The organism is Taylorella asinigenitalis ATCC 700933, from assembly GCF_000687755.1.
In the GTDB taxonomy this organism is placed as follows: Bacteria; Pseudomonadota; Gammaproteobacteria; order Burkholderiales; family Burkholderiaceae_B; genus Taylorella; species Taylorella asinigenitalis.
This window is the reverse complement of the sequence record NZ_JHXN01000007.1, coordinates 53,074-76,039: the sequence shown is the minus strand read 5'-3', so window position 1 is coordinate 76,039 and position 22,966 is coordinate 53,074. Positions and strand designations below refer to the sequence as shown.

The 22,966-nt window shown below is 41.6% G+C and carries 22 protein-coding genes, 1 tRNA gene and 1 pseudogene; 6 read left to right on the top strand and 18 right to left on the bottom strand.

The window, feature by feature from the left end; translation table 11 throughout:
• Nucleotides 1-5: 5 nt before the first annotated feature.
• From thiL to ribBA, 4 genes and pseudogenes are all read right to left on the bottom strand, one after another.
• Complete coding sequence (gene thiL, locus T432_RS0105245) at nucleotides 6-1,121, bottom strand: thiamine-phosphate kinase (protein WP_028884454.1); 1,116 nt, start codon at nucleotides 1,119-1,121, stop codon at nucleotides 6-8.
• Entirely contained in the window at nucleotides 1,114-1,548 is a 435-nt protein-coding gene (gene nusB, locus T432_RS0105240; RefSeq protein WP_014111029.1) for a transcription antitermination factor NusB, read from the bottom strand. The genes thiL and nusB overlap by 8 nt, the downstream gene beginning before the upstream one ends.
• A 181-nt stretch (nucleotides 1,549-1,729) precedes the next feature.
• Nucleotides 1,730-2,269 (bottom strand): annotated as a pseudogene (gene ribH / locus T432_RS0105235) (6,7-dimethyl-8-ribityllumazine synthase); the annotation flags it as partial.
• A gap of 110 nt (nucleotides 2,270-2,379) precedes the next feature.
• Nucleotides 2,380-3,549: a bifunctional 3,4-dihydroxy-2-butanone-4-phosphate synthase/GTP cyclohydrolase II gene (gene ribBA / locus T432_RS0105230; RefSeq protein WP_028884452.1), complete on the bottom strand. Its 1,170-nt coding sequence runs from the start codon at nucleotides 3,547-3,549 to the stop codon at nucleotides 2,380-2,382.
• Between the two features lie 86 nt (nucleotides 3,550-3,635).
• Between ribBA and T432_RS0105225 the strand changes: the two genes are divergently transcribed.
• Nucleotides 3,636-4,103 carry a MarR family winged helix-turn-helix transcriptional regulator gene (locus T432_RS0105225; RefSeq protein ID WP_028884451.1) on the top strand — a complete coding sequence of 156 codons (468 nt, stop codon included), beginning with the start codon at nucleotides 3,636-3,638 and terminating at the stop codon, nucleotides 4,101-4,103.
• A gap of 93 nt (nucleotides 4,104-4,196) precedes the next feature.
• Nucleotides 4,197-6,002 (top strand): CYTH and CHAD domain-containing protein, encoded by a 1,806-nt coding sequence (locus tag T432_RS0105220; RefSeq protein WP_028884450.1) that lies wholly within the window; start codon nucleotides 4,197-4,199, stop codon nucleotides 6,000-6,002.
• Nucleotides 6,003-6,144: 142 nt separating this feature from the next.
• Here the strand turns inward: T432_RS0105220 and ftsY are convergent, their stop codons facing one another.
• Entirely contained in the window at nucleotides 6,145-7,494 is a 1,350-nt protein-coding gene (ftsY, locus tag T432_RS0105215; RefSeq protein WP_028884449.1) for a signal recognition particle-docking protein FtsY, read from the bottom strand.
• Between the two features lie 84 nt (nucleotides 7,495-7,578).
• On the opposite strand from ftsY, the gene rsmD reads away from it, so the two are divergent.
• Genes rsmD through T432_RS0105200 form a run of 3 tightly spaced genes read left to right on the top strand, consistent with a single transcriptional unit; the run spans nucleotide 7,579 to nucleotide 8,893 of the window.
• Complete coding sequence (gene rsmD / locus T432_RS0105210; protein WP_028884448.1) at nucleotides 7,579-8,142, top strand: 16S rRNA (guanine(966)-N(2))-methyltransferase RsmD; 564 nt, start codon at nucleotides 7,579-7,581, stop codon at nucleotides 8,140-8,142.
• A complete protein-coding gene (gene coaD, locus T432_RS0105205; RefSeq protein ID WP_028884447.1) occupies nucleotides 8,139-8,642 on the top strand; it encodes a pantetheine-phosphate adenylyltransferase in 504 nt (167 codons plus the stop codon). The genes rsmD and coaD overlap by 4 nt, the downstream gene beginning before the upstream one ends.
• Entirely contained in the window at nucleotides 8,642-8,893 is a 252-nt protein-coding gene (locus T432_RS0105200) for a YfhL family 4Fe-4S dicluster ferredoxin (protein WP_028884446.1), read from the top strand. Before coaD ends, T432_RS0105200 begins: the two co-directional genes overlap by 1 nt.
• A gap of 87 nt (nucleotides 8,894-8,980) precedes the next feature.
• Here the strand turns inward: T432_RS0105200 and ychF are convergent, their stop codons facing one another.
• The 10 genes from ychF to T432_RS0105145 form a co-directional block, all read right to left on the bottom strand.
• The gene (ychF, locus tag T432_RS0105195; protein WP_028884445.1) at nucleotides 8,981-10,072 is read right to left on the bottom strand and encodes a redox-regulated ATPase YchF; all 1,092 of its coding nucleotides are present in this window, start codon (nucleotides 10,070-10,072) and stop codon (nucleotides 8,981-8,983) included.
• Nucleotides 10,073-10,101: 29 nt separating this feature from the next.
• Entirely contained in the window at nucleotides 10,102-10,863 is a 762-nt protein-coding gene (locus T432_RS0105190; RefSeq protein ID WP_028884444.1) for a CPBP family glutamic-type intramembrane protease, read from the bottom strand.
• A complete protein-coding gene (gene pth / locus T432_RS07950) occupies nucleotides 10,856-11,491 on the bottom strand; it encodes an aminoacyl-tRNA hydrolase (protein ID WP_044971141.1) in 636 nt (211 codons plus the stop codon). Before pth ends, T432_RS0105190 begins: the two co-directional genes overlap by 8 nt.
• Before the next feature lie 504 nt (nucleotides 11,492-11,995).
• Nucleotides 11,996-12,634, bottom strand: coding sequence for a 50S ribosomal protein L25/general stress protein Ctc (locus T432_RS0105175; protein ID WP_028884442.1), 639 nt, complete (start codon nucleotides 12,632-12,634; stop codon nucleotides 11,996-11,998).
• Between the two features lie 84 nt (nucleotides 12,635-12,718).
• On the bottom strand, nucleotides 12,719-13,672 hold the full coding sequence (locus T432_RS0105170) for a ribose-phosphate pyrophosphokinase (protein ID WP_014111014.1): 954 nt from the start codon (nucleotides 13,670-13,672) through the stop codon (nucleotides 12,719-12,721).
• Between the two features lie 38 nt (nucleotides 13,673-13,710).
• Nucleotides 13,711-13,787, bottom strand: a tRNA-Gln gene (locus tag T432_RS0105165).
• A gap of 229 nt (nucleotides 13,788-14,016) precedes the next feature.
• A complete protein-coding gene (ispE, locus tag T432_RS0105160; RefSeq protein WP_028884441.1) occupies nucleotides 14,017-14,946 on the bottom strand; it encodes a 4-(cytidine 5'-diphospho)-2-C-methyl-D-erythritol kinase in 930 nt (309 codons plus the stop codon).
• A gap of 6 nt (nucleotides 14,947-14,952) precedes the next feature.
• Nucleotides 14,953-15,546, bottom strand: a complete 594-nt coding sequence (locus T432_RS0105155; protein WP_248646283.1) for an outer membrane lipoprotein LolB — start codon at nucleotides 15,544-15,546, stop codon at nucleotides 14,953-14,955.
• A 19-nt stretch (nucleotides 15,547-15,565) separates the two neighbouring features.
• Nucleotides 15,566-17,443, bottom strand: a complete 1,878-nt coding sequence (locus tag T432_RS0105150) for a tetratricopeptide repeat protein (RefSeq protein ID WP_028884439.1) — start codon at nucleotides 17,441-17,443, stop codon at nucleotides 15,566-15,568.
• A complete protein-coding gene (locus tag T432_RS0105145) occupies nucleotides 17,424-18,848 on the bottom strand; it encodes an FAD-binding oxidoreductase (protein WP_028884438.1) in 1,425 nt (474 codons plus the stop codon). Before T432_RS0105145 ends, T432_RS0105150 begins: the two co-directional genes overlap by 20 nt.
• A 76-nt stretch (nucleotides 18,849-18,924) precedes the next feature.
• Here T432_RS0105145 and T432_RS0105140 point away from each other — a divergent pair, with 76 nt between their 5' ends.
• Complete coding sequence (locus tag T432_RS0105140; RefSeq protein WP_248646282.1) at nucleotides 18,925-20,346, top strand: phosphohexomutase domain-containing protein; 1,422 nt, start codon at nucleotides 18,925-18,927, stop codon at nucleotides 20,344-20,346.
• A 52-nt stretch (nucleotides 20,347-20,398) separates the two neighbouring features.
• Here T432_RS0105140 and tviB read toward each other — a convergent pair whose 3' ends face one another.
• The 3 genes from tviB to T432_RS0105125 are packed head-to-tail and all read right to left on the bottom strand — an operon-like array spanning nucleotide 20,399 to nucleotide 22,966.
• Nucleotides 20,399-21,673 (bottom strand): Vi polysaccharide biosynthesis UDP-N-acetylglucosamine C-6 dehydrogenase TviB, encoded by a 1,275-nt coding sequence (gene tviB / locus T432_RS0105135; protein WP_015552071.1) that lies wholly within the window; start codon nucleotides 21,671-21,673, stop codon nucleotides 20,399-20,401.
• Complete coding sequence (locus T432_RS0105130; RefSeq protein WP_028884436.1) at nucleotides 21,663-22,169, bottom strand: dihydrofolate reductase; 507 nt, start codon at nucleotides 22,167-22,169, stop codon at nucleotides 21,663-21,665. Before T432_RS0105130 ends, tviB begins: the two co-directional genes overlap by 11 nt.
• Nucleotides 22,170-22,171: 2 nt before the next feature.
• Complete coding sequence (locus T432_RS0105125; RefSeq protein WP_028884435.1) at nucleotides 22,172-22,966, bottom strand: thymidylate synthase; 795 nt, start codon at nucleotides 22,964-22,966, stop codon at nucleotides 22,172-22,174.

Sequence of the window (22,966 nt, the reverse complement as noted above, 5' to 3'; positions counted from 1 at the left end):
ATAAATCAAAAATGCTGAAACCCACCATTTGGAACTTCAATTAACTCCCCGTTTTCATAAACTTCCACTGGTGGGCGTGGTTTATTTTGAGCGTGTGGAATAGGTGTGAAAGGCGTAGTATCAACATAATAATTATTCTTTTCAAATTTATTTCTCAATTCCTGTCTACGCCTTACTCGTTCCCTTCTCTCTCTGTCAATATTAAAACGCCAGCTCACTTCACCTATTCTCGTTAATTTTAGTTGCAAAGAATCAGAAAGCCTCTCTATTATGGCACGATTCTCTGGGGGTGCAGTGAAACATAATTCATAGCAATCGCCCCCAGATAAAATAGCCTCACGAATCTGTTCTTTGCTAAATTGCTTTTCTAAATTCTTATCGTATGGAATTTTTTCTAAGTGAATTTCTGCGGTTTTTTTGCTGCTTTTCATGATATGACCTAGGTCTTGAACAAGCCCATCGGATATATCTATGCATGAAGTAGCGCGTCTAATTAGAGATTTGCCTAGATCTATACGAGGTTCCGGTAATTCCAGAGCTTCAAAAATCATCGCATATTTAGCTAAATCATTTGGATTGTCGCGTTTAGTGGTATATGCGAGATGAGCTTTTCCAAGATTGCCTGAAACCCAAATATCATCACCTGCACGTGCCCCCGCACGAGTCATAAACGCCGAAGTAGCACTTCTTCTAAAATTTACATTTAGGCCGCCAAAAACTGTGACATTTATAATGATGCCCATTTTGCTTTTGGAGAGATCTCCGCCAATCAAAGGGCACATATATTTTTCTGATAAATTTCTAAACCCTTCAGTAAATCTAGCAATCCATGACTGATTTATAGATGGCAATGCCAACGACAACAGGCATCCAATTGGTTCTGCTCCCATAGCCGCTAAATCCGATAGATTTACAGCCAGTGCCTTATGCCCCAAATTTTTAGGATTAACATCAGAAAAAAAATGCTGACCCTCAATCAATAGATCAGCACTTGTTGCAATATGCGTATGGTCAAACGGTGGCGTAAAAATTGCACAATCATCTCCCACCGTTATAGGTACTTCTCGCGTTGCTTTTGAAAAACTGAAATAGTTTTCAATAATGTCGAATTCTTTATTCATGGATTCTAATTTTCTCAGCTAATTTATCAAGGGCACCATTGATAAATTTAAACCCATCAGTTCCACCAAAGTCTTTTGCAAGTTCAATGGCTTCATTTAAAACAACTCTTTTTGGCACATCTAAAGAATTAATTAATTCATAGGTCCCTAAAAGCATGATGGAGTGTTCTATTGGTGAAAGCTCTGAATATGAGCGACTTATAAATGGGGCAAAATGTTCCCTGAGCATACTGGCATCTCGGATGATACCGTATAGAGAATTTTTGTATAAATCGAGATCCGCAAAATCGAAATTTTCTTGTTCACGCATATGTGCATCTATATCCGCACTATCTTGGGTTTCGTTTGATATAAGCCACGAATAAAGGCCCTTTACTACAAACTCCCTAGCTAAGTGTCTAGCACTAATGCCGACTTTTTGCCCCATTAAAATAAGTCTCCTAATGTTAAGTTAGTTATTAACGACGATTATCCTCATCGTCTTCATCTTCGTACTCTTCATCATCTTCATCATCAAAGTACTCATCTTCATCCTCATCATCCTCTGAATATTCTTCATCCTCAGAATCTTCATCGAAGTCTTCGTCTTCGTCCTCGTCTAATTCGAACTCTTCCTCATCGTCGTAATCCATATCTTCGTCATCAAGGAAATATTCTAAATCGTCGAGATCATCATCTTCATCTGTTTCAGGTACTAATGCTTCCATAAGATTAGCAAGTTCCACTGCTACAAGAGCACAATCACGACCCTTCTCTTCAGCACGTGCATGTGCTTGATCAGCAGATTCTACAGTGAGCACACCATTTGCGATAGGGATATTCATCTCAAGGGCAACTTTGGAAATAGCTGCGGCACTTTCATTTGAGACAACTTCAAAATGATATGTATCACCGCGAACAACGGCACCTAAAGCAATCAAAGCATCGAACTCATAGCTCATAGCCATTTGTTGCAATGCGATTCCTAGTTCAAGTGAGCCTGGCACATTAACTACCATAACTTGGCTTTCATCAACACCAAGGCTTTCAAGTTCATCTAAGCAAGCTTCAAGTTCTGCGTAGGCAATTTCTTCATTAAAACGGCTAAGTACAATTCCAACATAAAGGTCTTCACCGTTGCGATCTGGTTCCATAGTATAAGGTTTCATAGAGGCTCCTATTTAAGTAGTGGTGTGTAAAGATTATATAGGAATTATATAGATTTGGATTTGACACCGAGATGAAGGGCGGACATATTCATCCACCCCCTCAAAATCCTCTAGGGTTGCTCGTATCCAGTAACTGTAAGAGAGAAGCCTTCCATAGAGGGCATACGAAGAGGATTACTTAAAAGTCTCATACGTCCCACCCCTAAGTCACGAAGAATCTGAGCCCCGATACCATAGGTACGCAAATCGTAGCGCTCATTTTTAAGTGTTTTAGGTTCCCTAGCTTCCTGCCCCCAATTTAAAATAGCATCAAAAATCCGACCCTCGTAGCCATGTGCATTTAATAGAACTACAACACCGCGCTCAGAGTTTGCAATTTTTTCTAATGCTTGTGGCAATGACCAGCTATGCGACTGCCCTTCTAAATCGAGCAAATCAAGTGCTGTTGTCGGTTCGTGAACTCTTACTAAGGTATCTAAATCTTCTTTAATCTCGCCTTTTACTAAAGCTATATGTGGAGCTCCAGCAGATTTATCGCGATATGCAAAAGCCTTAAATGTACCCCATGACGTTTTAATTTCACGGGAGCCAATGCACTCAATCATAGATTCATGTTCACTGCGATATTGAATTAAATCTACAATTGTGCCTATCTTAATTCCATGGCCTTTTGCAAATTCAATAAGATTTGGAAGGCGAGACATAGTTCCGTCTGTATTCATAATTTCACAAATAACTGATGCAGGTGTTAGTCCAGCTAATTTAGTTAAATCACACCCAGCCTCTGTGTGTCCCGCTCTAACTAACACCCCCCCTGGAACGGACCTTACTGGAAATATATGCCCTGGCTGCACGATATCAGTAGGTTTTGAATTTTTAGAGATAGCTACCTTAATAGTATGAGCACGATCTGCAGCCGAAATACCAGTAGTTACTCCTTCAGCCGCTTCAATTGAAGTAGTGAAATTAGTTCCAAATCCAGAACGGTTTGTACTAGTCATCATTGGTAAATTAAGCTCCTCACAACGATCGTGAGTCAAAGTTAGACAGACTAGACCTCTAGCATGAGTAATCATGAAATTAATAGCCTCTGGGGTTACGAATTCAGCAGCCATCATCAAATCGCCTTCGTTTTCGCGATTTTCTTCATCAACGATAATGACCATCTTCCCTAATCTTAAATCTTCAATAATCTCAGTAATTGGGGATATACCAAAATCCTCTTCCCGAATATCTAATTCGGTATTAACCTGATTCTGAGTTTTTGTAGAAGCATTCATACTGATACCAACTTTTGAGTTAATCAAAGATTTTAACACTTAGCGTTTGATATACTAAGTAAACATTGCCACCAAAAAAAGAGAACATGGACATTGAAAGCCGCCTCTCATCAAGCGATACGTCATACGCAAAGATTTGGCTACGTCTAAACGCATGCAATCATATTATTCAAAGCCATGTGCGCGAGTATTTGCGAATTGCACACAATCTTACACCTACACGTTTTGAAATACTTGCTCATATAAATAGCTCGCGATATGGATTGAAGATGGGCGAAATCTCTGAACGACTTATGGTGTCCGACGGCAATATTACAAACGTAGTGAAGGTGCTTGAAGAAGAAGGATATATTCGCAAAAAAGAGAGTATCGATGATGGTCGTACAGTAACACTTAACCTTACCGCTAAGGGTAAGAAAATCCTTAATAAAGCGAATGAGGGGTTAAATGATGCTCTATATGAATTAATGGGCGACTTAAAAGAGACTGATTCTAAAAAGATACTCAAAGCACTAAGCGAACTAAAACAAATTATTGATCCAAATTCGATTTAATTTAGGGCTTTTAGCAACAAAAATTTTCTAAATCATTATTTTTTATGGTATTTTATGGGATTGAAATAAAATCTTAACAATTTCCTTCCTGCCATGTCTGAACAAGAAATTAAACTACACGTACCCATTGCCACCCGTGAATCTGTAAGAAATTCTCTCAATAATGCGACTAAAGTAAATTTGCGAGCGATGTATTTTGATACTCCAAGCCGTCAACTCGCTAAATCTAAAACATCGATTCGATTAAGGCTTGAGGGAGATACGTGGGTTCAAACCTTAAAGATGGCAGGAGAAAATCAATTCAATCGGTTTGAATTAAATCACTCAAGACACTCCCCTATTCTGGATTTAAGCCTTTATGCAGGAACGGCAGCGGAAATTGTAATCTCAAAATTAACGGAAGAATTGGAATGTCGATTTGAGACACATGTTGAGAGGCTTGTTAAAAAACAGCGCGTTAAACGAGGGACGGTAGAGATTGCTTATGATACGGGATATGTAAGGGCTGGAGTGCTTGAACTTCCTATTAATGAAATTGAGTTTGAGCTAGTTTCAGGGCAGGTATGTGCAATTTTTGATATGGCAGCAAGATGGACTAAGGAACATGGTCTTATTCTGGATAACCGCACAAAAGCCCATCGCGGGGATGCATTAGCAAATATAAATAATAAAATCACAACCGCCGACCCTCAACATCAAGCAGCAATCGAACTAGCTGAAACGCAAAAATTTTGGGCCGAGAAAAAAGCTCAAACAACATATATTCAAAAATATTTAACCGCTACAAAAGCATTAAGCAAATTAACAGAAGAGTGTATAGACCAGATATCTTCAAATGCAGCATTATTGGCTGAAGTGGATACAGCTGGGGTCGCAAAAACAGCTAAAAGCGAACATGTTCATCAATTACGCGTAGGAATTAGAAGACTAGTTTCAAATTGGCGATTGTTTGATGGTATTGCTCATATGCCTGAAGAGGCCCTTCAACAAGAATTAAAAGGGTATTTCAAACGGTTCGGTGAAACTCGTGATACAGACGTTATGCTTGAAACCATAATGCCTGTTTTAGAAGAGGCAGGTATGCCTGAGATTAAAGTCAATCACTACGATGGGAAGCCTGCTACGGAAATCGCAAAAGAACGAGAGTTTCAGATACTATTGATTAGATTGATGCAGTGGATGGCTACGGTGCCGAATACGGATCCATTGCCACCAGAAAAAGAAGAAGCGATAGAAATCAATGATACGGGCAATGTTGTGCAAGAGTCTTCTTCTGAAGCGGCGGAAGATGCGGCTGATGCGGTGGAAGAGGTAAAAGATGAGGCAAGGGACGAGGAGGCACCTAAGCAAGCATCGACGAGACGATTACTCTCTCAGGCTGTTGCGGCTGCTTCGGGTGCTGCACGTGCAGGAGATTCACAGCCAGAGACATCGTTCGAAGAGGCTCAGGATTTAATACGTAATGAGCTTTTAGATATTATTCCACTCTCTCCAGGAGTTGCGGGCGATTCATTACTGATTTATAAGATCGAAAAACGCATTGCCAAATGGTATAAGTCAATTGTTAATCATTGGAAATCAAGAAGCAAAGCGGAAATTGAAAACTACCACGACCTGCGCAAGAAAATTAAGAAAATTCGATATGCACTAAATGTGTATGAAAATATGGAAGGAGCTAGTCGTTTGGGACGCGTTAGTCGTCGATTAATCGATGCTCAAGAGGTGTTCGGTCAGCTTAACGATTACGCTACGGCACATGAGTATTTTTCAAATTTAGTGCGAACTCATAAGCAAGCATGGTTTGCTGTTGGTTGGCTGGCTGCACATATAGCAATATTGCGGTGCGAGGCTGATGAGGCTCATCGCAGGCTACCTAAGTGCATAAAATTTGTGCGATAAATATTGGGGGTGGGGCAAAGCGTGTCGCTTGCGGGCCTGCGTGGGTCGGTCAGGTCCCGTGTTTACAGACACTGATACGCTAGACCCATGGGCCCCATGTTTACAGACACTGATACGCTAGACCAACAGCCCCCGAAACACACTATCCAACCAGGGCCTGAGCAAATTCCTCAGCCACAAATGGCTGCAAATCCTCAAGAGCTTCACCCACTCCAATCCAATACACTGGAATCGGCCTCACGCCTTGCACTCCCGAAGCCAATGCCACAAGAACGCCGCCTTTAGCTGTTCCATCAAGCTTAGTAATAAGCAGACCAGTAAGCCCAATCGCCGCATCAAAAGCCTTAATCTGAGATAGTGCATTCTGCCCCGTGTTTCCGTCAACAACTAGCAGCACTTCATGCGGAGCCGTTGGATCGGCCTTCCCAATAACGCGCTTAATTTTTTTAAGCTCCTCCATCAGATGAGTTTGCGTAGGTAGTCGCCCAGCCGTATCGATCATCACAACCGTAGTCCCTTTGGCTTTCCCTGAATTTACGGCATCGAAAGCAACACTAGCTGGATCGCCGCCTTGTTGCGAGATAACTTGCACATCATTACGCAGTCCCCACTGCTGAAGCTGTTCTCGGGCCGCCGCCCTAAATGTATCCCCAGCCGCCAGCAACATACTCGCTCCATGTGCTTGAAAATGATACGCAAGTTTGCCGATAGAAGTAGTTTTTCCTGCACCATTTACGCCCGCAATCATAACGACATTTGTACGATCCTCGTGAATATCGAAAAGTTTCTCGAGCGGCTTAAGATAGCTTGCAATAATATCGCACAGTGCCTGCTTCACTTCGTCCGCCGTTTCAAGCCTTTGCTTTTTGACGGCCTGACGCAGCTCATTAATAATTTTCTCTGTGGCAATGCCCCCCGCATCCGCCATCAACAGCGAATTCTCCAGTTCTTCGAAAAGATCCTCATCAATGCGTGAGCCAACGAATATAGCCCCGATATTAGAACGGGCAAGTCCAGATTTAAGACGCGCAAACCACCCTTTTTTATCTGCGGGCACGGCTTGAAGCTCTGGCTCAGGTTCAAGCTCTGGCTCAGGCTGCGGGTCTGGCTCCTCATGCGTCCCAGGCTCAGGCTCAGATTCAAGCACCTCCTCATCCTCATATTCTGGCTCATCCCCGTACCCAAAGCGACTCAAATCATCTTCACGCACCTCAGCCAAAGCCGCCCTCTCGAGCTCCTCATCCCTTATCGGTGGCAATGCATCCGACAAACTCACTTTAATATGAACTTTGCCCTGTGCATCTGGTGTTGGCCATAAATTATCAAATGAAGAATTCTCAGGCAAAATCGATTCAGACTCCTGCGTTTCTGGTGGCATTTCTTGTGGCAATGCCTCCGCTTGTGCCACCTCTTCTTTTGTCTCTAAAGTCTGCTCAACTTCATCCACGCGAGCTTCATCTTTATTTTTCTTTTTTCTAAAAAATCGGAACATATAAAACTTCTATCTGTAATAAGCCATTATTTTAACTACAAAATTTATTTTATAATTAATGTTTTAGCTTGGAATTTAAGACCTATGGGTCGCACTGTTCGCATAATTGGTGGTCAGTATAAAAAATCTACATTGCCAGTCTTAGAGATTGAAGGATTTAGACCCACACCAGATCGTGTTCGTGAGACATTATTTAACTGGATTGACCATTTATGGTCAGGAGTCTACCAAGATAAATCTGTGTTAGATTTATTTGCAGGTACTGGTGCTTTAGGATTTGAAGCTGCATCTAGAGGTGCACAATATGTGCTTCTTGCAGACCAGAACCAAAAAGTTATTGAACAACTTCGAAAATCTCGCGATAAATTAAATGCTAGTGCAGTGCGTATTAATTCTTTAGGAGTACCTAAAATTCTTGAACGTATGGATGCGAGTAGGTTCAATTTAGTATTCCTTGATCCTCCATTTCATAGCGATTTACTTGAGATTACGAAACCATATTTGGAACATATATTATTGACACGAGGGCTTGTATATATTGAATCAGACAAACCACAAATATTAAATGATTCATTTGAGCTTTTGAGGGAGTCAAAAGCAGGACAAGTTTATTTTTACTTATTTAAATTTAATAGAGAAACTTTATGATTACAGCAATCTATCCAGGCACGTTCGACCCAATAACGCGTGGGCATGAGGACTTGGTTCGCAGAGCTTCAAAACTTTTCGATTATATAGTGGTGGGCGTTGCGGAAAGCAAAGCTAAAAAACCATTTTTCACACTTGACGAACGCCTAGACATTGCCAAAGAAGTTTTAAGTCACTATAAAAATGTGGAAGTGAAATCGTTCACAGGTTTGCTAAAAGATTTTGTACGTCAGGAAGGCGGAAAAGTGATTGTGCGTGGCTTACGTGCAGTATCCGATTTTGAATATGAATTTCAACTTGCTGGGATGAATAGGTATTTATTGCCAGAGGTTGAAACTTTGTTTATGACACCATCTGAGCAATATCAATTTATATCAGGCACATTTGTGCGCGAGGTTGCAATTTTAGGAGGGGATGTTAGTGAGTTCGTGTTCCCTCTAGTAGAAAAACGTCTCACAGATAAAGTCGCTTATTTGAAAGCGCAAAAGGAATCAGAGTAATGGCATTAATTATTGATGAAGACTGTATTAACTGCGACGTTTGTGAGCCGCAGTGCCCTAACGAAGCTATTTACATGGGGCCAGAAATCTATGTGATTGAACCCGATAAATGCACTGAATGCGTGGGTCATCACGACGAACCGCAGTGTATGTCGGTTTGTCCCGTGGACTGTATTTCGAAAGACCCAAATCATCCAGAAACAGAAGAACAATTAATGGAGAAATTTAAGAAATTGACTGGACAAGCGTAAGCGGCGTGCGGTAATGGGGCTCGAAGCGAGGTCCCTACCAATCCAGTTGATCGAAGGTAAGCCCCATAACTTTACGTATGGCTAATTCTATACATTAAATAAGAAGTTAAGCACATCACCGTCTTTGACTATATATTCTTTGCCTTCTGCCCGCATTTTTCCCGCTTCCTTAGCTCCCTGCTCGCCTTTGTACTGTATAAAATCTTCGTACGAAATTGTCTGAGCACGTATAAATCCGCGTTCGAAATCAGTGTGTATAACTCCAGCTGCTTTAGGTGCTGTATCGCCTTTGCGAATGGTCCATGCACGCACTTCTTTCACACCGGCCGTAAAGTATGTTTGTAGACCAAGAAGGTCATAGCCCGCACGTATCAAGCGGTTTAAGCCAGGTTCATCCATACCCATATCTGCTAAAAACATCTCTTTATCTTCATCATCAAGATCGGCGATTTCAGCTTCAATAGCAGCACAAACTGAGATTACTGGAGAATTTTCAGCCGCCGCATATTTTTGAACAGCTTCAAGATGTGGATTGTTCTCAAAACCATCTTCACGAACATTTGCGACATACATACATGGTTTCGCGGTTATAAATCCAAATGACTTAATCGCATGCATTTCATCCTCATCTAGTCCAAGAGAACGAATTGCTTTTGCTTCATTTAAATGTGGAACAATTTTCTCTAAAACAGCAACCAGTTTTTGAGCTTCTTTATCCCCTGCACGTGCAACTTTTTGATTCTTTAGCAGTGCCTTTTCCGCCGTCGCTAAATCTGACAGTGCCAACTCCGTATTGATAACCTCAATATCGCTCACAGGATCTACACGGCCTGCGACATGGACAACATTGCCATCTTCAAAGCAGCGCACAACATGCATTACAGCATCTGTTTCTCGAATATTTGCAAGGAACTGATTTCCAAGCCCCTCACCTTTAGACGCACCAGCCACGAGCCCCGCAATATCCACAAATTCAACAGTCGCTGGCAATACCCTCTCTGGTTTCACAATTTCCGCTAATTTCTCAAGCCTCGCATCTGGCACTTCCACGATCCCCACATTAGGCTCAATCGTGCAAAATGGATAGTTCTCGGCCGCAATCCCAGCCTTAGTAAGTGCGTTAAAAAGAGTCGACTTCCCTACATTTGGAAGCCCAACGATTCCGCATTGTAATGCCATTTAAAACCTCAAATTAAATATAAAACTTGCTAGAGCATATTTTGCATGCCCTTCATTATTTTTTCTACTTCTTCCGGTGGCAATGACTCCATCGCCCTCATCGCCAGCCATACCAAAATCACGGGACCAGCATTAAATATCGCATGAAAAACCACGGCCGCCGCAAAGCTGTATTTCATTCTAAACCATGCGATAACATAGCCCGTCACAAGCTGCGGCACGACCAACAAAATCATAAGGACGGAAAGGTCCTTGATATTGTAGTTATACACATGTAAACATGCGAACACGATAACACTTATATGAAAAACCCACGGGAAATACGCATAGTAAAACGCCCTACTCTTAGGTGGCAATGCATACTTCTCCTCCAATTTTCCAGTGGAATCCAGGTACATTGCCACAAGCAAAGTAACCCCAACCACCCCTAGACTTAAAATCATAGGCCCTGAGCTCATAACCATGAATCCAAGCGGAATGCAGATAATCCAAAACATCGGCCGCCGCAAAGAAAAGCGGAAAATTAGCTCCTCCACAATAGGCGCCCATATCGCCGCAAGGGGCACCAAATAAGGCATGCGCGGGTCGATTTGATTTTCAACACCGAGCTTATTTGTCACGAGCACAACAATCGGAGCGAGCAGAAAAATATCGACAATCCAAAGCAAAAACACCCATTTGAAAATGCGACCAAGCGGCACATGCAACGCAAAATCGGAATGCGACGGTCCGTGCTCGATAAACTGCGGATGCACGATATAGTGCAATAATTCTTTTATAGACTTAATCATTGTGCGGTGCCTCTTTAGTGGGAGCTGCGGTGGGTGCGGGTGCTGGGGCTTTGAGCGTGGCAATGGCCTCCTGCTTCTCCCCTATCAATAATTTCGCAATCGCCTCAACGCCGCGATCGATGCTGTTTAAAATTTGTGCCGCTTCTTCGGAATTGGGCCTATGCAAAACATAGTCGGCAACTGGCTGCACCATATTTCGCTTGCGTGGATGGTCGATGCCAATTCGAAGCCGCCAAAACTCTGGCGATGCCAATGCCGCCGTAATATCTCTCAATCCGTTATGCCCAGCATGACCGCCGCCTTTCTTAAGCTTGATTTCATTGATTGGCAAATCGAGCTCGTCGTGTGCAACAATGATTTCGTCGACGGCGATTTTGTAGAAATGACATACGGCTTGAACAGCACGCCCTGAGAGGTTCATATAAGTGGATGGTTTGAGTAGGTAAACATTGCCACCGGCGGAGGGGAGCTTTGCTAAATAGCCATGAAACGCGGATTCCAAAGCCCACGCACAGCCATGCTTTTGAGCGAGGCGATCGACAAGCCAAAAGCCAGCATTGTGGCGGGTTTGCTCGTACTGGGGGCCAGGATTTCCCAAACCGACAATAAGTTTTAGGGATGTGTTCATGAGTTTTTTTACGCTTCGGTTGCGAAGGCAAAAGTTAAAACTTAAGATTTTACTATTATTTAAGCTTAGCAAAAAATCCCCTGAATTCGGAGGCGAAATTCAGGGGCTAGGGGTAGGTTTTTATGAGCTTGATTTTTTTTATTATTTTAGGAAACAAATTACCACTGATAAAAAGCACAGACACCGCCACCAACTTGACTTCGAACATCGCTAGCAACTGCGAATGCTCTCTTGCCAGGCGATGGCGGCATAAGCTTAGAAGAAGCCATAGCCATAGCCAAAGCGGACGCACCTAAAGCATCTTTGTAGCGCTCATTGATCTTACTCTCAAGATGCCTTACATAAGTGTCAACATAGCCTTTGTGGAAGCATGATGTGGTTTTGTAGGTGGTACGACATTAGATATGTTCATTCCACCTGCACTAATGCCCTTATCAGTAACACTCGGTCCGTTCTCTCCTATTTTTCCTGTCTGCGTAGGTAATAATTGTAAAAAGATACTTTTTACTCTTCTTCTTTTTCCTCTTCTGGTGCTTCTTCAGGAGCTGGTCCTTCAACTGGATCTGCAGACTCAGTAACTGCACGAGGAGTTGAAGCAGAAGCAAGAACCAAATCCTCCTCATGTCCATGAGCCACAAACTCTACACCTTCAGGAGCTTTAATGCTACTCAAGTGAATAACACTATCCGCTTCAAGTTCACCAAGATCAACCACGATTTCACTTGGTAAATCTTTAGGTAAACAAGTAACTTCAATTTCAGTAACGATTTTAGAAATAAGATTTCCATGCAATTTAACTGCAGGGGAATTTTCATCGTTAATAAAGTGAAGAGGGATTTTTGTAGTGATTGGCTGACCACGCTCAATACGTAGGAAGTCAATATGCAAAACTTGCGGTCTGTATGGGTGCCATTGAACAGCACGAAGTAAAACAGTTTCAGTTTTACCATCTAAATCCATCTCTAAAAGTGAAGAGTGGAATTCTTGTTTACGTAATGCGTGGAAAATTTCATTGTGGTCAAGGTCGATATTTAAAGGCTCCCCTTTTCCACCGTAAACGATGCCTGGAAGGCGACCTTCACGGCGCAGGCGGCGGCTCGCACTCGATCCCTGTACGCTACGTGCTTTAGCTGAAAATTTCATGGATAACTCCAATTTTTAAGGTTAAAAAAAAGGGTGATATCACCCCACTAATCCCTGCCGCGACCAGCAGGAAAAATTCAAAATCTAATATTCGGCAAACATGGAGCTTACAGATTCCGCAGAAGAAATACGCGAAATAGTTTCTCCAAGTAAAGCGGCTGTTGAAAGCTGGCGAATTTTTTCGCAAGCAGTAGCCTCAGGTGAAAGTGGAATAGTATCTGTAACTACTAATTCATCAATAACAGATTCAGTAACCCTCTCAACGGCAGCACCCGACAATACAGGATGCGTACAATAAGCGTACACCGTAGAAGCCCCTCTTTCTTTCAGAGCTTGTGCAGCCTTACAAAGAGTACCAGCCGTATCCACCATATCATCAATGATGATACAAGTGCGACCATCTACATCACCTATAATATTCATCACTTCAGAAACGTTCGCTTTCGGGCGACGTTTATCGATAATCGCAAGCTCCGCTTCAAGCTGCTTAGCCAAGGCCCTAGCTCTAACAACACCACCCACATCAGGTGATACCGCAACTAAATTCTTAAGATCGCGACGCAATATATCGGCCACGATAACAGGACTAGCATAAATATTATCCACAGGAATATCGAAGAATCCTTGGATTTGATCTGCATGTAAGTCCATAGTTAAAACTCTATCCACGCCTACAGACTGAAGCATATTTGCTACTACTTTTGCTGTGATGGCAACGCGTGCGGATCTCGGTCTGCGGTCCTGACGAGCATATCCGAAATAAGGAATTGCTGCTGTGATACTGCCTACTGAAGCCCTTCTAAGAGCATCAACCATAACCATAATCTCCATAAGATTATCGTTTGTAGGTGCACATGTAGGTTGAAGAACAAAGACATCACGACCACGAACATGCTCAAGAATTTCAACCATAACTTCACCATCGGAGAAACGTCCCACAGTCATCTTCCCTAGAGACATGTTTAGGTGATTTGCGACATCAATAGCAAGACGTGGATTAGCCGTGCCAGTGAAGATCATGAAATTGTTATGAGCCATGATAAGTAAGCCACATGTGAAAGAGTCTAATTAGACAATGGCTGGGGCGGAAGGATTCGAACCTTCGCATGCCGGAATCAAAATCCGGTGCCTTAACCAGCTTGGCGACGCCCCAACAAATGCAATTTATTATGCAATAAAGAAAATTATTTTAAAAAATTCACTGAGAATTTCCAATTAAATTGACACTTTCTTTTAAATTAACAGCAAATTCGATAGCTATTTTACAACAATCCGAAAAAACCGTTTATTTATAAAGAAATATTCCGCCACTTTTGACAAAAATTTCCCACCTCTTTTTTTTAAAAAAAATTTCCTCCGATCAAAACTGAAGACACCACCACTTATATAACATCAAAGATAGGGTGCTTCTCATAGCTTTTGTATACACCACATTCATATGATCGAATGTCCTTCTGTTCCTCTAATTTAGCTAACAAATCAGCATACGCAGTTTCAGCATCATCAGAACTAACATGCATACTAAAAATACTTGAGCCCGAACCAGACATACGCAATTGAAGAGGCTTTGCAAAATCCAAAAAATTAGCTAGTTCTGGCCTAATTTCAAATGCAGCTGATTCCAAATAATTAGAACCATAAAATCGTCCTGCATTAATTTCAGCTCTTGCTTTTTCAAGGGCATCAGAATCCATAACTCTAAAGTTTCGATTTAACTTAGGGTGAGTAAAAACTTGGGGCGTTGATATGCTAAAGCCTGGATTAATTAAAACAAACCACAATGGATTCAAGTGAAATGGTTTAAGAATATCACCTATGCCTTCAACCAAGGCCGACTTTCCTCCAATAAAAAATGGGACATCCGCACCTAAGCTTAAACCTATTTGCATAAGTTCTTCACAACTAAGCTCTAAATTCCATAACTTATTTAAAGCCATCAATGTACTTGCACAATCGCTCGATCCGCCACCAAGCCCTGCTCCAAGTGGAATTTGCTTTTCAACTCGAATCATAACACCAGATATCTCAACCCCTCGCAACTTAGCCATTTCCTTAAGTTTTGTGGCCGCCCTAAAAACTAGATTTTGATTATCTGGTATATCAATCTTTTGATTTAGAAAACTCGCACCAGCTCTTTTGTCCAAAATCTCAATTCGAACTTCATCCTCTTCGATAAGTTCAAACACAAGTTCATCACAGAGATTAATTAATACAAAAGCTGACTGCAGATTATGATATCCGTCGGGACGTCTGCCAGTAAGATGCAAAAAAAGATTTAATTTCGCAGGAGCTGGTACTTTTAAAATACGCATCCCTCACTACCTAGCAAAAATTCGTACCTTAGTAACAACCGCATCCTTATCTTGCATAAGATAAACGCGCTTAGGCCCTATAGCATCATAGTCAAATAATTGCACGACCCAATCCGATTGACGAAATTCGCTTATGCGACCGCTTGAATCGCGTTTTATAGAAGTGGCCGTATCCGAAGCCTTACCTCGAATCCAATTTCTAATATCACTTACAGGCATCCTTTGCCCCACAACACTGTATACAAGCTCATCCGCAGTAGGTGCCGTATATACATTGCCCTTAGCATCATTTAGGACCGCCCCCGTATCATTCGCTTTTATGGTGGCAATGGTCTGGCCTGTGGTCGCCGACAATGCTAATACCAAAGCTCCCCCTTCATCTATCCAGTCGAAGTTTCCGCTAAGCGAATCGATATATTTTTCGTCCCTTGTATCATATGTGTTCAATGCGAATTTGCCATGTCGCACAATTTTTGAGCCCAAAGCATCCGCAGCACCCGCAACATCCGCCGCACCTGTCGAAGGTAGTGGAGGAGGGACGGGAGCATTGTTAACTGAAGTAGGGCCCTCAACAGTACTACAAGCGGCCAAAAGTGCCACGCACCCACAGACCAAAATTTTATTTAATTTTCTTATCTTCATTTAAATCAATTTTTAGTTTACGAAGTGTATTTTGCAGGTACTCTGTAAATTGATAGAGTTTAAGCCCTTCTCGGGCATATTGCTTCGCCCTACGCACATCGCCCATGCCATAATAAATTTCTACCAAATGAGCAGCCGTCTCTGCCATCGGCTCTTCATTGTATGAAGCCTGAATATAAAGCAAAGCCATATCCGTCATACCCAATTTATGGTATACCCAGCCTAAACTATCCTTCACATATGGGCTGCTCGGGTCCAGAGAATGGGCCGTGCGCAGCAAATCCAAGGCTTCATCAAGATTAAAATTTAAATCTGCGAACATGTATCCAAGCCCATTTAAGCAAGACACCTCATCAGGATTATGTCGCAAACAAAATCTATACACCTCTTCCGCTTTCTTGATATCTCCACTTGCTTGATAAGCCCATGCCATAAGCTCGCTGTAAGTACCAGATTTTGGGTTTGCATAATAATAAGGCTTAACTAAATCAAGGGCCATATGGGAGCGGCCCACATCAATCAATGTCCGCACCCCATATGATACGGCCGGCTGCGTCAAATCAGGATAACGAGTAATCGTATCTTGCAATAAGGCAATGCCCTCTGGCACCCTCCATGTCTGCATTAGGGCCTCAGACTTGGATATCAAATATTTAAAATCCATCTCATCTTCAGGCACAAGGGCCAAGAGACGCAGGATTTCCTTATAATCCTTAATAGGCTCGCGTATCAAAACATCAAGCTTAATTAGGTTTGCACGCGACATTAGTAGCAAAGATGGCCTATCGTTTGGATCCATCTCTAGCCTTTTGTTGGCAATGCTATAGAATTCCTCTACCAGCTTTAATGCCTTCGCATCATTTACTTCAATATACGCCATCATGGCTTCAACCAAAATAAACTGGATTGCATCAGGATAGGACTTTCTTAACCAATCTATATATTCATGAGAAAGTGCCCGTGTCTCAACAGCCGAATGCAAAAGCATGGCAAATTCGGAACTCTCATAAATTGGTTTAGTAGCCCTAACGTTGAAAGCTTTGATAATTTCAAAAGCATTTTGTCTATATTCTTCTACACCTAAAAATGCATAGATAAGGTCTATCCCCTCGACTTTGTTGGGATTCAAATCATAATATCTGCTAGCCGCATCCCATGCATTGGAATAGTTTTTCGCTGACAGAGAAAATTGGGCAAGTTGTTGAAGATAAACTAGATTATTCGGATTCACGCCCTTTGAATATTTTTCGAAATACTCAAGTGCTTTTGAGGGTTCAGGCATAAGAATTAAAACAGCTGCAAGTTGTTTTACTGTTTCATCTACTTTTTCCCTATCCTTATTTGTTAAAACCTCTACTGTGAAATTTTTATCTAATATCAATTCTAGTTCTTCATATCTTCCAGAAGCCGCAAACAATAATGCCATCAAACTTTGAAGTGGCTTTGAATCAGGGTCAAGTGCATATAACTCTCGAGCGGGCTCAAGAATCTCCTCAGTCATATGCGTAGCTGGAATAGAAAGAATGGCTAGTCTTATATATTCAGGAAAAACTCGATGCTGCTTCGTGAATCTTGCAACTAGTCGGACAAATTCCTTGTAATCCTGATCTATAAGGGACATCTCAATCAACATGACCTCATAGGCCTCTTCAGGATTCACAGCATTTGATTTGCTATTAAAAAGTTTTTCAGTGTTTTTTGAATGGTCTAATAGTTTTTGTAGAACTTGATTAGTTTTATTATTTGTAGAGTTAGAATCGGTGGGTATGTTTGTACCCACCGCTGCTGCACTAATTATGTAAGTGCTTGATGTAAGTAAAAGTCCTAGAAATATTTTATGGATTAATTTCAACACTGCTTATGACTTTGCCTGGATTAAGCAATGAATTAGGATCAAGTGCACGTTTGATTTTACGCATGATCCACATAGCATTTTCATCCTTATACTCTGGCAATATGTCCCTTTTAAGTTGCCCAATACCATGTTCGGCTGATATAGAGCCATCAAACTCATGCACAGAATCAAACACGATTTTAAAAATCTCATCTTGATGAGTAAGAAAATCTGCTTTTCTTTCATCATCAGGTGGACATACATTATAGTGGAGATTGCCGTCACCTAAATGACCAAACACACTCATCTGAATACCTGGCATAAATTCCTGAAGCTTCGTATTTGTGATTCGAACGAATTCATCCATTTTAGATACAGGAATAGAGATATCGTTTTTAATAGCTTTTCCTACTTCTGCCTCTGCCAATGGCACCGCCTCACGTAGATGCCAAAGTTCATTACTCTGTTGGATAGACTCAGCAATTACCGCATCTAAAATTTCATTATTTTCAAATGCTTCGCCGATTACACGTTCAAACATCTCGCGAGCATGCTCTTCACCTTCAGAATCTGATATCTCCATCAAAACATACCATGGAGCAGTATCTACTGGGAATGGAATTCTAATATGCGATAAATGCTTTTGAACAATCGATAAACAGTAATCAGAAATCAATTCAAATCCTGTCAACGAAGCATCAAACTGACGTTTAGAGCGATTTAGAACTTTAATCGCCTGCTCAAACCCCTCTAAAGCCAAGAAAGCAGTAGTAACCGCAGCTGGTTTTGGAAATAGTTTTAATGTAGCTGCTGTAATAATCCCTAAAGTACCTTCGCTACCAATAAAAAGATTACGTAAATCATAACCAGTATTATCTTTACGTAAAGATTTCAAGGTATTAACGATATCACCCTCAGCCGTAACGACCTCAAGTCCAAGACAGAGATCACGTGCATTCCCGTAACGAAGAACCTGAGTACCACCAGCATTTGTAGCAAGATTACCGCCTATAGTACAACTGCCTTCCGCTCCCAAGCTTAGTGGAAACAATCTGCCAGCTTTATCTGCCGCATCTTGAACATCTTGAAGAATACAACCAGCCTGAACAGTCATCGTGTCATTTGCTGTATCAACATCAAGAACCTTATTCATGCGGGATAGAAGAATGATAACGGCATCTCCCTTATTTGAAGGGGTCGCACCACCACACAATCCAGTATTTCCGCCCTGTGGAACCATAGGGGCATCCGCCTGCTGACAAAGTTTAACGACTTCCGCCAACTCTTCGGTATCAGCTGGTTTAACAACAGCTAAGCACCTACCTGAGTAACGATTACGCCAATCTGTAAGATAAGGGCTTGCTTCTTCTCCAGTGAGTACATGCTCACTTCCAACTAATGCAACTAAATCTTCTAATAATGACATACATTAAGCGGTGTAAATAAAAATTTGATTTTACAATAATTTGTAGCAATATAAATTTAAAGGAAACCCTATGTACATGCTGCCAGTTAAAGTATTCAAAGAATACGATATTAGGGGCAAATACCCAGAGGAAATTAACCCTCAATTTGCTTATATCTTAGGTATTGCTTTAATGAAAATATTTGCACCTAATAGACTTGGATGTGTCCTTATTGCTCACGATTCCAGAGAAGGCGGACAAGAATTGGCCAAAGCCTTATATCACGCTCTTAAAACAAAAGTTCCTGAAAATAAAATTAAATTTTTAGGCATGCAGCATTCAGGGGGTTTGGGCGTTCTTAATCTGAGCATAGATGGTGCTCTGGCGATTTATATTACGGCAAGTCACAATCCACTAGGCTATCACGGATTCAAAATATATATCGATCGCTTACCCTTTAATAGCGAACTAATAAATATCGTAAAAGTCAGTGCCTTAAGTCTTATAGGGGCTGATGCGAGTGTATATAAATATGATGCAGAAAGTTTCGCTGAGCCCCCTATTGAGAGGCTTGATAATTCATACTATATAGATGCGATTTTGGCTGAGCCTTTTTTGGAACAGCCGAAGTATAAATTTAGAGTTGCTGTTGACGGTGGCAATGGAGTCGGCGGTATCATTGCCAGCGAACTCTACAGAAAAATGGGACACGAGGTGTTGGAATTAAATTGCGAGCCAGATGGGAGTTTTCCGAATCATCATCCAGACCCGTCAATTCCTGAAAATATGGTTCAGCTACAAAATTTTGTTCGCGAAAACAACTCTGATATTGGCTTAGCATTTGACGGAGATGCGGATAGACTGGGCGTTGTAGATTATCGCGGTGAAATTGTGGACCCAGATCGTGTATTCATTTTCTTTATACGGCAAATGATGAAATATCATCATTCTCATGAAATGCAACATAAAGGCGAAAAAGTAAGAATTGCGTATGACCTTAAATCAAGTAGGCATATTGAAAAAGAGATTTTGAAAGCGGGGGCATTGCCACTGATATGTAAAACAGGGCACTCAAATATGACATGGGATATTCATCATAAAGACGGTGTGTTGTTTGGGGCTGAATACAGTGGGCACTACTATTTTTTCAAAGACGGTTATGTTTTAAACGATGGGGTCTACTCAGGGTATAAGCTATTGCGATTTCTTTCATTGGCCGGGCGTGAGGCTTTCGATAATTTGCCGCAAGATGAGTCGATTCCAGAGCTACGGATTCCATATTCACACGAACATATTACTGAGTTTTTGACTTTTGCGAAAGACGAAGCTACCGCTTTACTAAAGCCGAAACAGATTATTGAAATTGATGGAATTAGGATTGAAACAGAGCATGGATTCTTATTGATACGGCCCTCAAAAACGGAAGAAGTGCTTTCGATACGGGCAGAAGCAGATTCCAAGGAGCATTTAGAGGCTTTGCTTGATTTTGTACACGCAAAAATTGCAGAATTCGGCTAAAACAAAAGGCTCGCCCCAGATGAGAAGCGAGCCTAGAGTCTCAGACTACAAATTACAAACGGATATCGGAATTCTCTTTATCTAAGACATATTTAAGATCATAAAGCACATGATTCTCTTTGCCGAGCGCACGAATTTTATCCACTCCCATTTCGCGGAATTCTTTATGACCTACAGCAAGCACTATGCCGTCATACTGTCCATCTTTCACTGAATCGGTAAGTGTAATTCCATACTCTTGTTGAGCCTCTTCTGGATCGACCCATGGGTCATAAACATCCACATCGATGTTATAGTCTTTAAGTTCTTCCACGATATCAACAATTCGCGTATTTCTGATATCGGTGCAGTTTTCTTTAAATGTAAGGCCCATAACAAGCACATGACTTCCAACGACCTTAACATTTTTCTTAGTCATAGCTTTCACAAGCTGTTCCACAACATAACGTCCCATAGAGTCGTTCAGACGACGGCCAGCCAAAATAATTTCAGGATGGTAGCCGATTGATTGAGCTTTATGCGTTAAATAATAGGGATCGACGCCAATACAGTGCCCGCCCACAAGACCAGGCCTAAATGGCAAGAAATTCCATTTTGTACCAGCCGCCTCAAGCACATCTTCCGTATCGATACCTAAGCGATTACAAAGCAGTGCAAGCTCATTTATGAGGGCAATGTTTACGTCTCTTTGCGTATTTTCTATAACTTTAGCCGCCTCAGCGACTCTTATCGACGAAGCTTTATGCGTACCAGCTGTGATTATGGATTTATAAAGTTCATCAACCAAATCCGCTATCTCAGGAGTAGAGCCTGAAGTAACCTTCTTGATGTTATATACTCGATGCTGTTTATCGCCTGGATTAATACGCTCTGGGCTATATCCAGCATAAAAATCTTCGTTATATTTAAGACCCGAGACTTTCTCCAAAACGGGAATACATACCTCTTCTGTAGCCCCTGGATATACAGTCGATTCATAGATTACGATATCGCCTTTTTTAAGGGCGCCGCCTATAGTCTCACTCGCTTTAATAAGCGGTGTGAAATCAGGAATTTTGTGGTCATCGATTGGAGTCGGTACAGTTACTATAAAAGTATTGTAATTTTTAAGACTCTCTGGATTGCTTGAAAATTTGAGATGTTTGGCCTCGGCTAATTCATCATTCTCAACCTCAAGAGTGATATCTTCTCCCGCTTCTAGCTGATCGATGCGCTTTTGATTGATATCAAATCCGAGCACCTCGCGTTTTTTTCCAAATTCAACTGCAAGCGGTAGACCAACGTAACCTAGCCCAACTACGGCCAGTTTCAAATCCTCAAGTTTCACTATTAACTCCTTTTTCGTACACGACAAAGTCGTACGAAATTCCGTTTTCTTCGGGTTGTGGATCTCGTGAAATTTCAATCCACTCCGACCCATCTAATTGCGGAAAAAAAGTGTCGCCTTTGAACTCATGTTGAATTTCGGTTGCATACACTCTGTCCGCAAGGGGCAAAGCCTGTTTATATATTTGCCCTCCGCCTATTATAAAAATATCTCGAGTTTCATAGTGTTTCTTTGCAAATTTCAATGCATCCTCTAGAGATGGCAATGTTTCCGTCCCCTCTGCCTTGTACGTTGTATCCCTAGTAATTGCGATATTAAGTCGTCCTGGCAAGGGTCTTCCTAAAGAGTCTCTAGTTTTACGTCCCATAATTATAGGGCAGCCCATGGTGGTTTTTTTAAAATAGGCCAAATCACCTTTAAGCCTCCACGGCATATCACCGTCTAAGCCGATAACATGATTCTTTGAGTAGGCTACGATAATACAAATTTTAAGCATTCTTATACGGCAACAGGTGCTTTAATGTGTGGATGATGTTGATAGTCGATAATCTCGAAGTCTTCGAATTCGTAATCGAAAATGCTCTCAGGTTTACGCTTTATACTAAGCTTCGGATATGGGTATGGATCTCTTGAAAGCTGCTCTTTTACCTGTTCAAAATGATTTGTATAAATGTGGCAGTCTCCGCCTGTCCAAATAAATTCCCCAACATCAAGACCGCACTGTTGAGCAATCATATGAGTAAGCAAAGAATAACTTGCGATATTAAAAGGAACTCCCAAAAATATATCCGCACTTCTTTGGTATAGCTGGCACGATAACTTGCCCTCAGCTACATAGAATTGGAAAAACGCATGACACGGTGGAAGCTTCATTTGAGGGATAAGCCCTACGTTCCATGCACTCACGATCAATCTGCGAGAGTCGGGATTGGCTTTAATTTGCTCGACAATCTGAGAAATTTGATCGATTTTAGAACCATCGGGTGCAGGCCAACTTCTCCATTGCACCCCATAGATTGGGCCAAGTTCACCGTTTTCATCGGCCCATTCATTCCAAATTGAAACTCCCCTTTCTTGAAGCCATTTCACATTCGAATCGCCTCTTAAAAACCAAAGCAGTTCGTAAATTATGCTTTTTAGATGAAGTTTCTTTGTGGTGACCATCGGGAAGCCTTCTTGCAAATCAAATCGCATTTGATAGGCAAATAAGGACTTCGTTCCAGTTCCAGTTCTATCTGTTTTATCCACGCCATTTTCAAACACATGACGCATAAAATCTTCGTATTGTCGCAT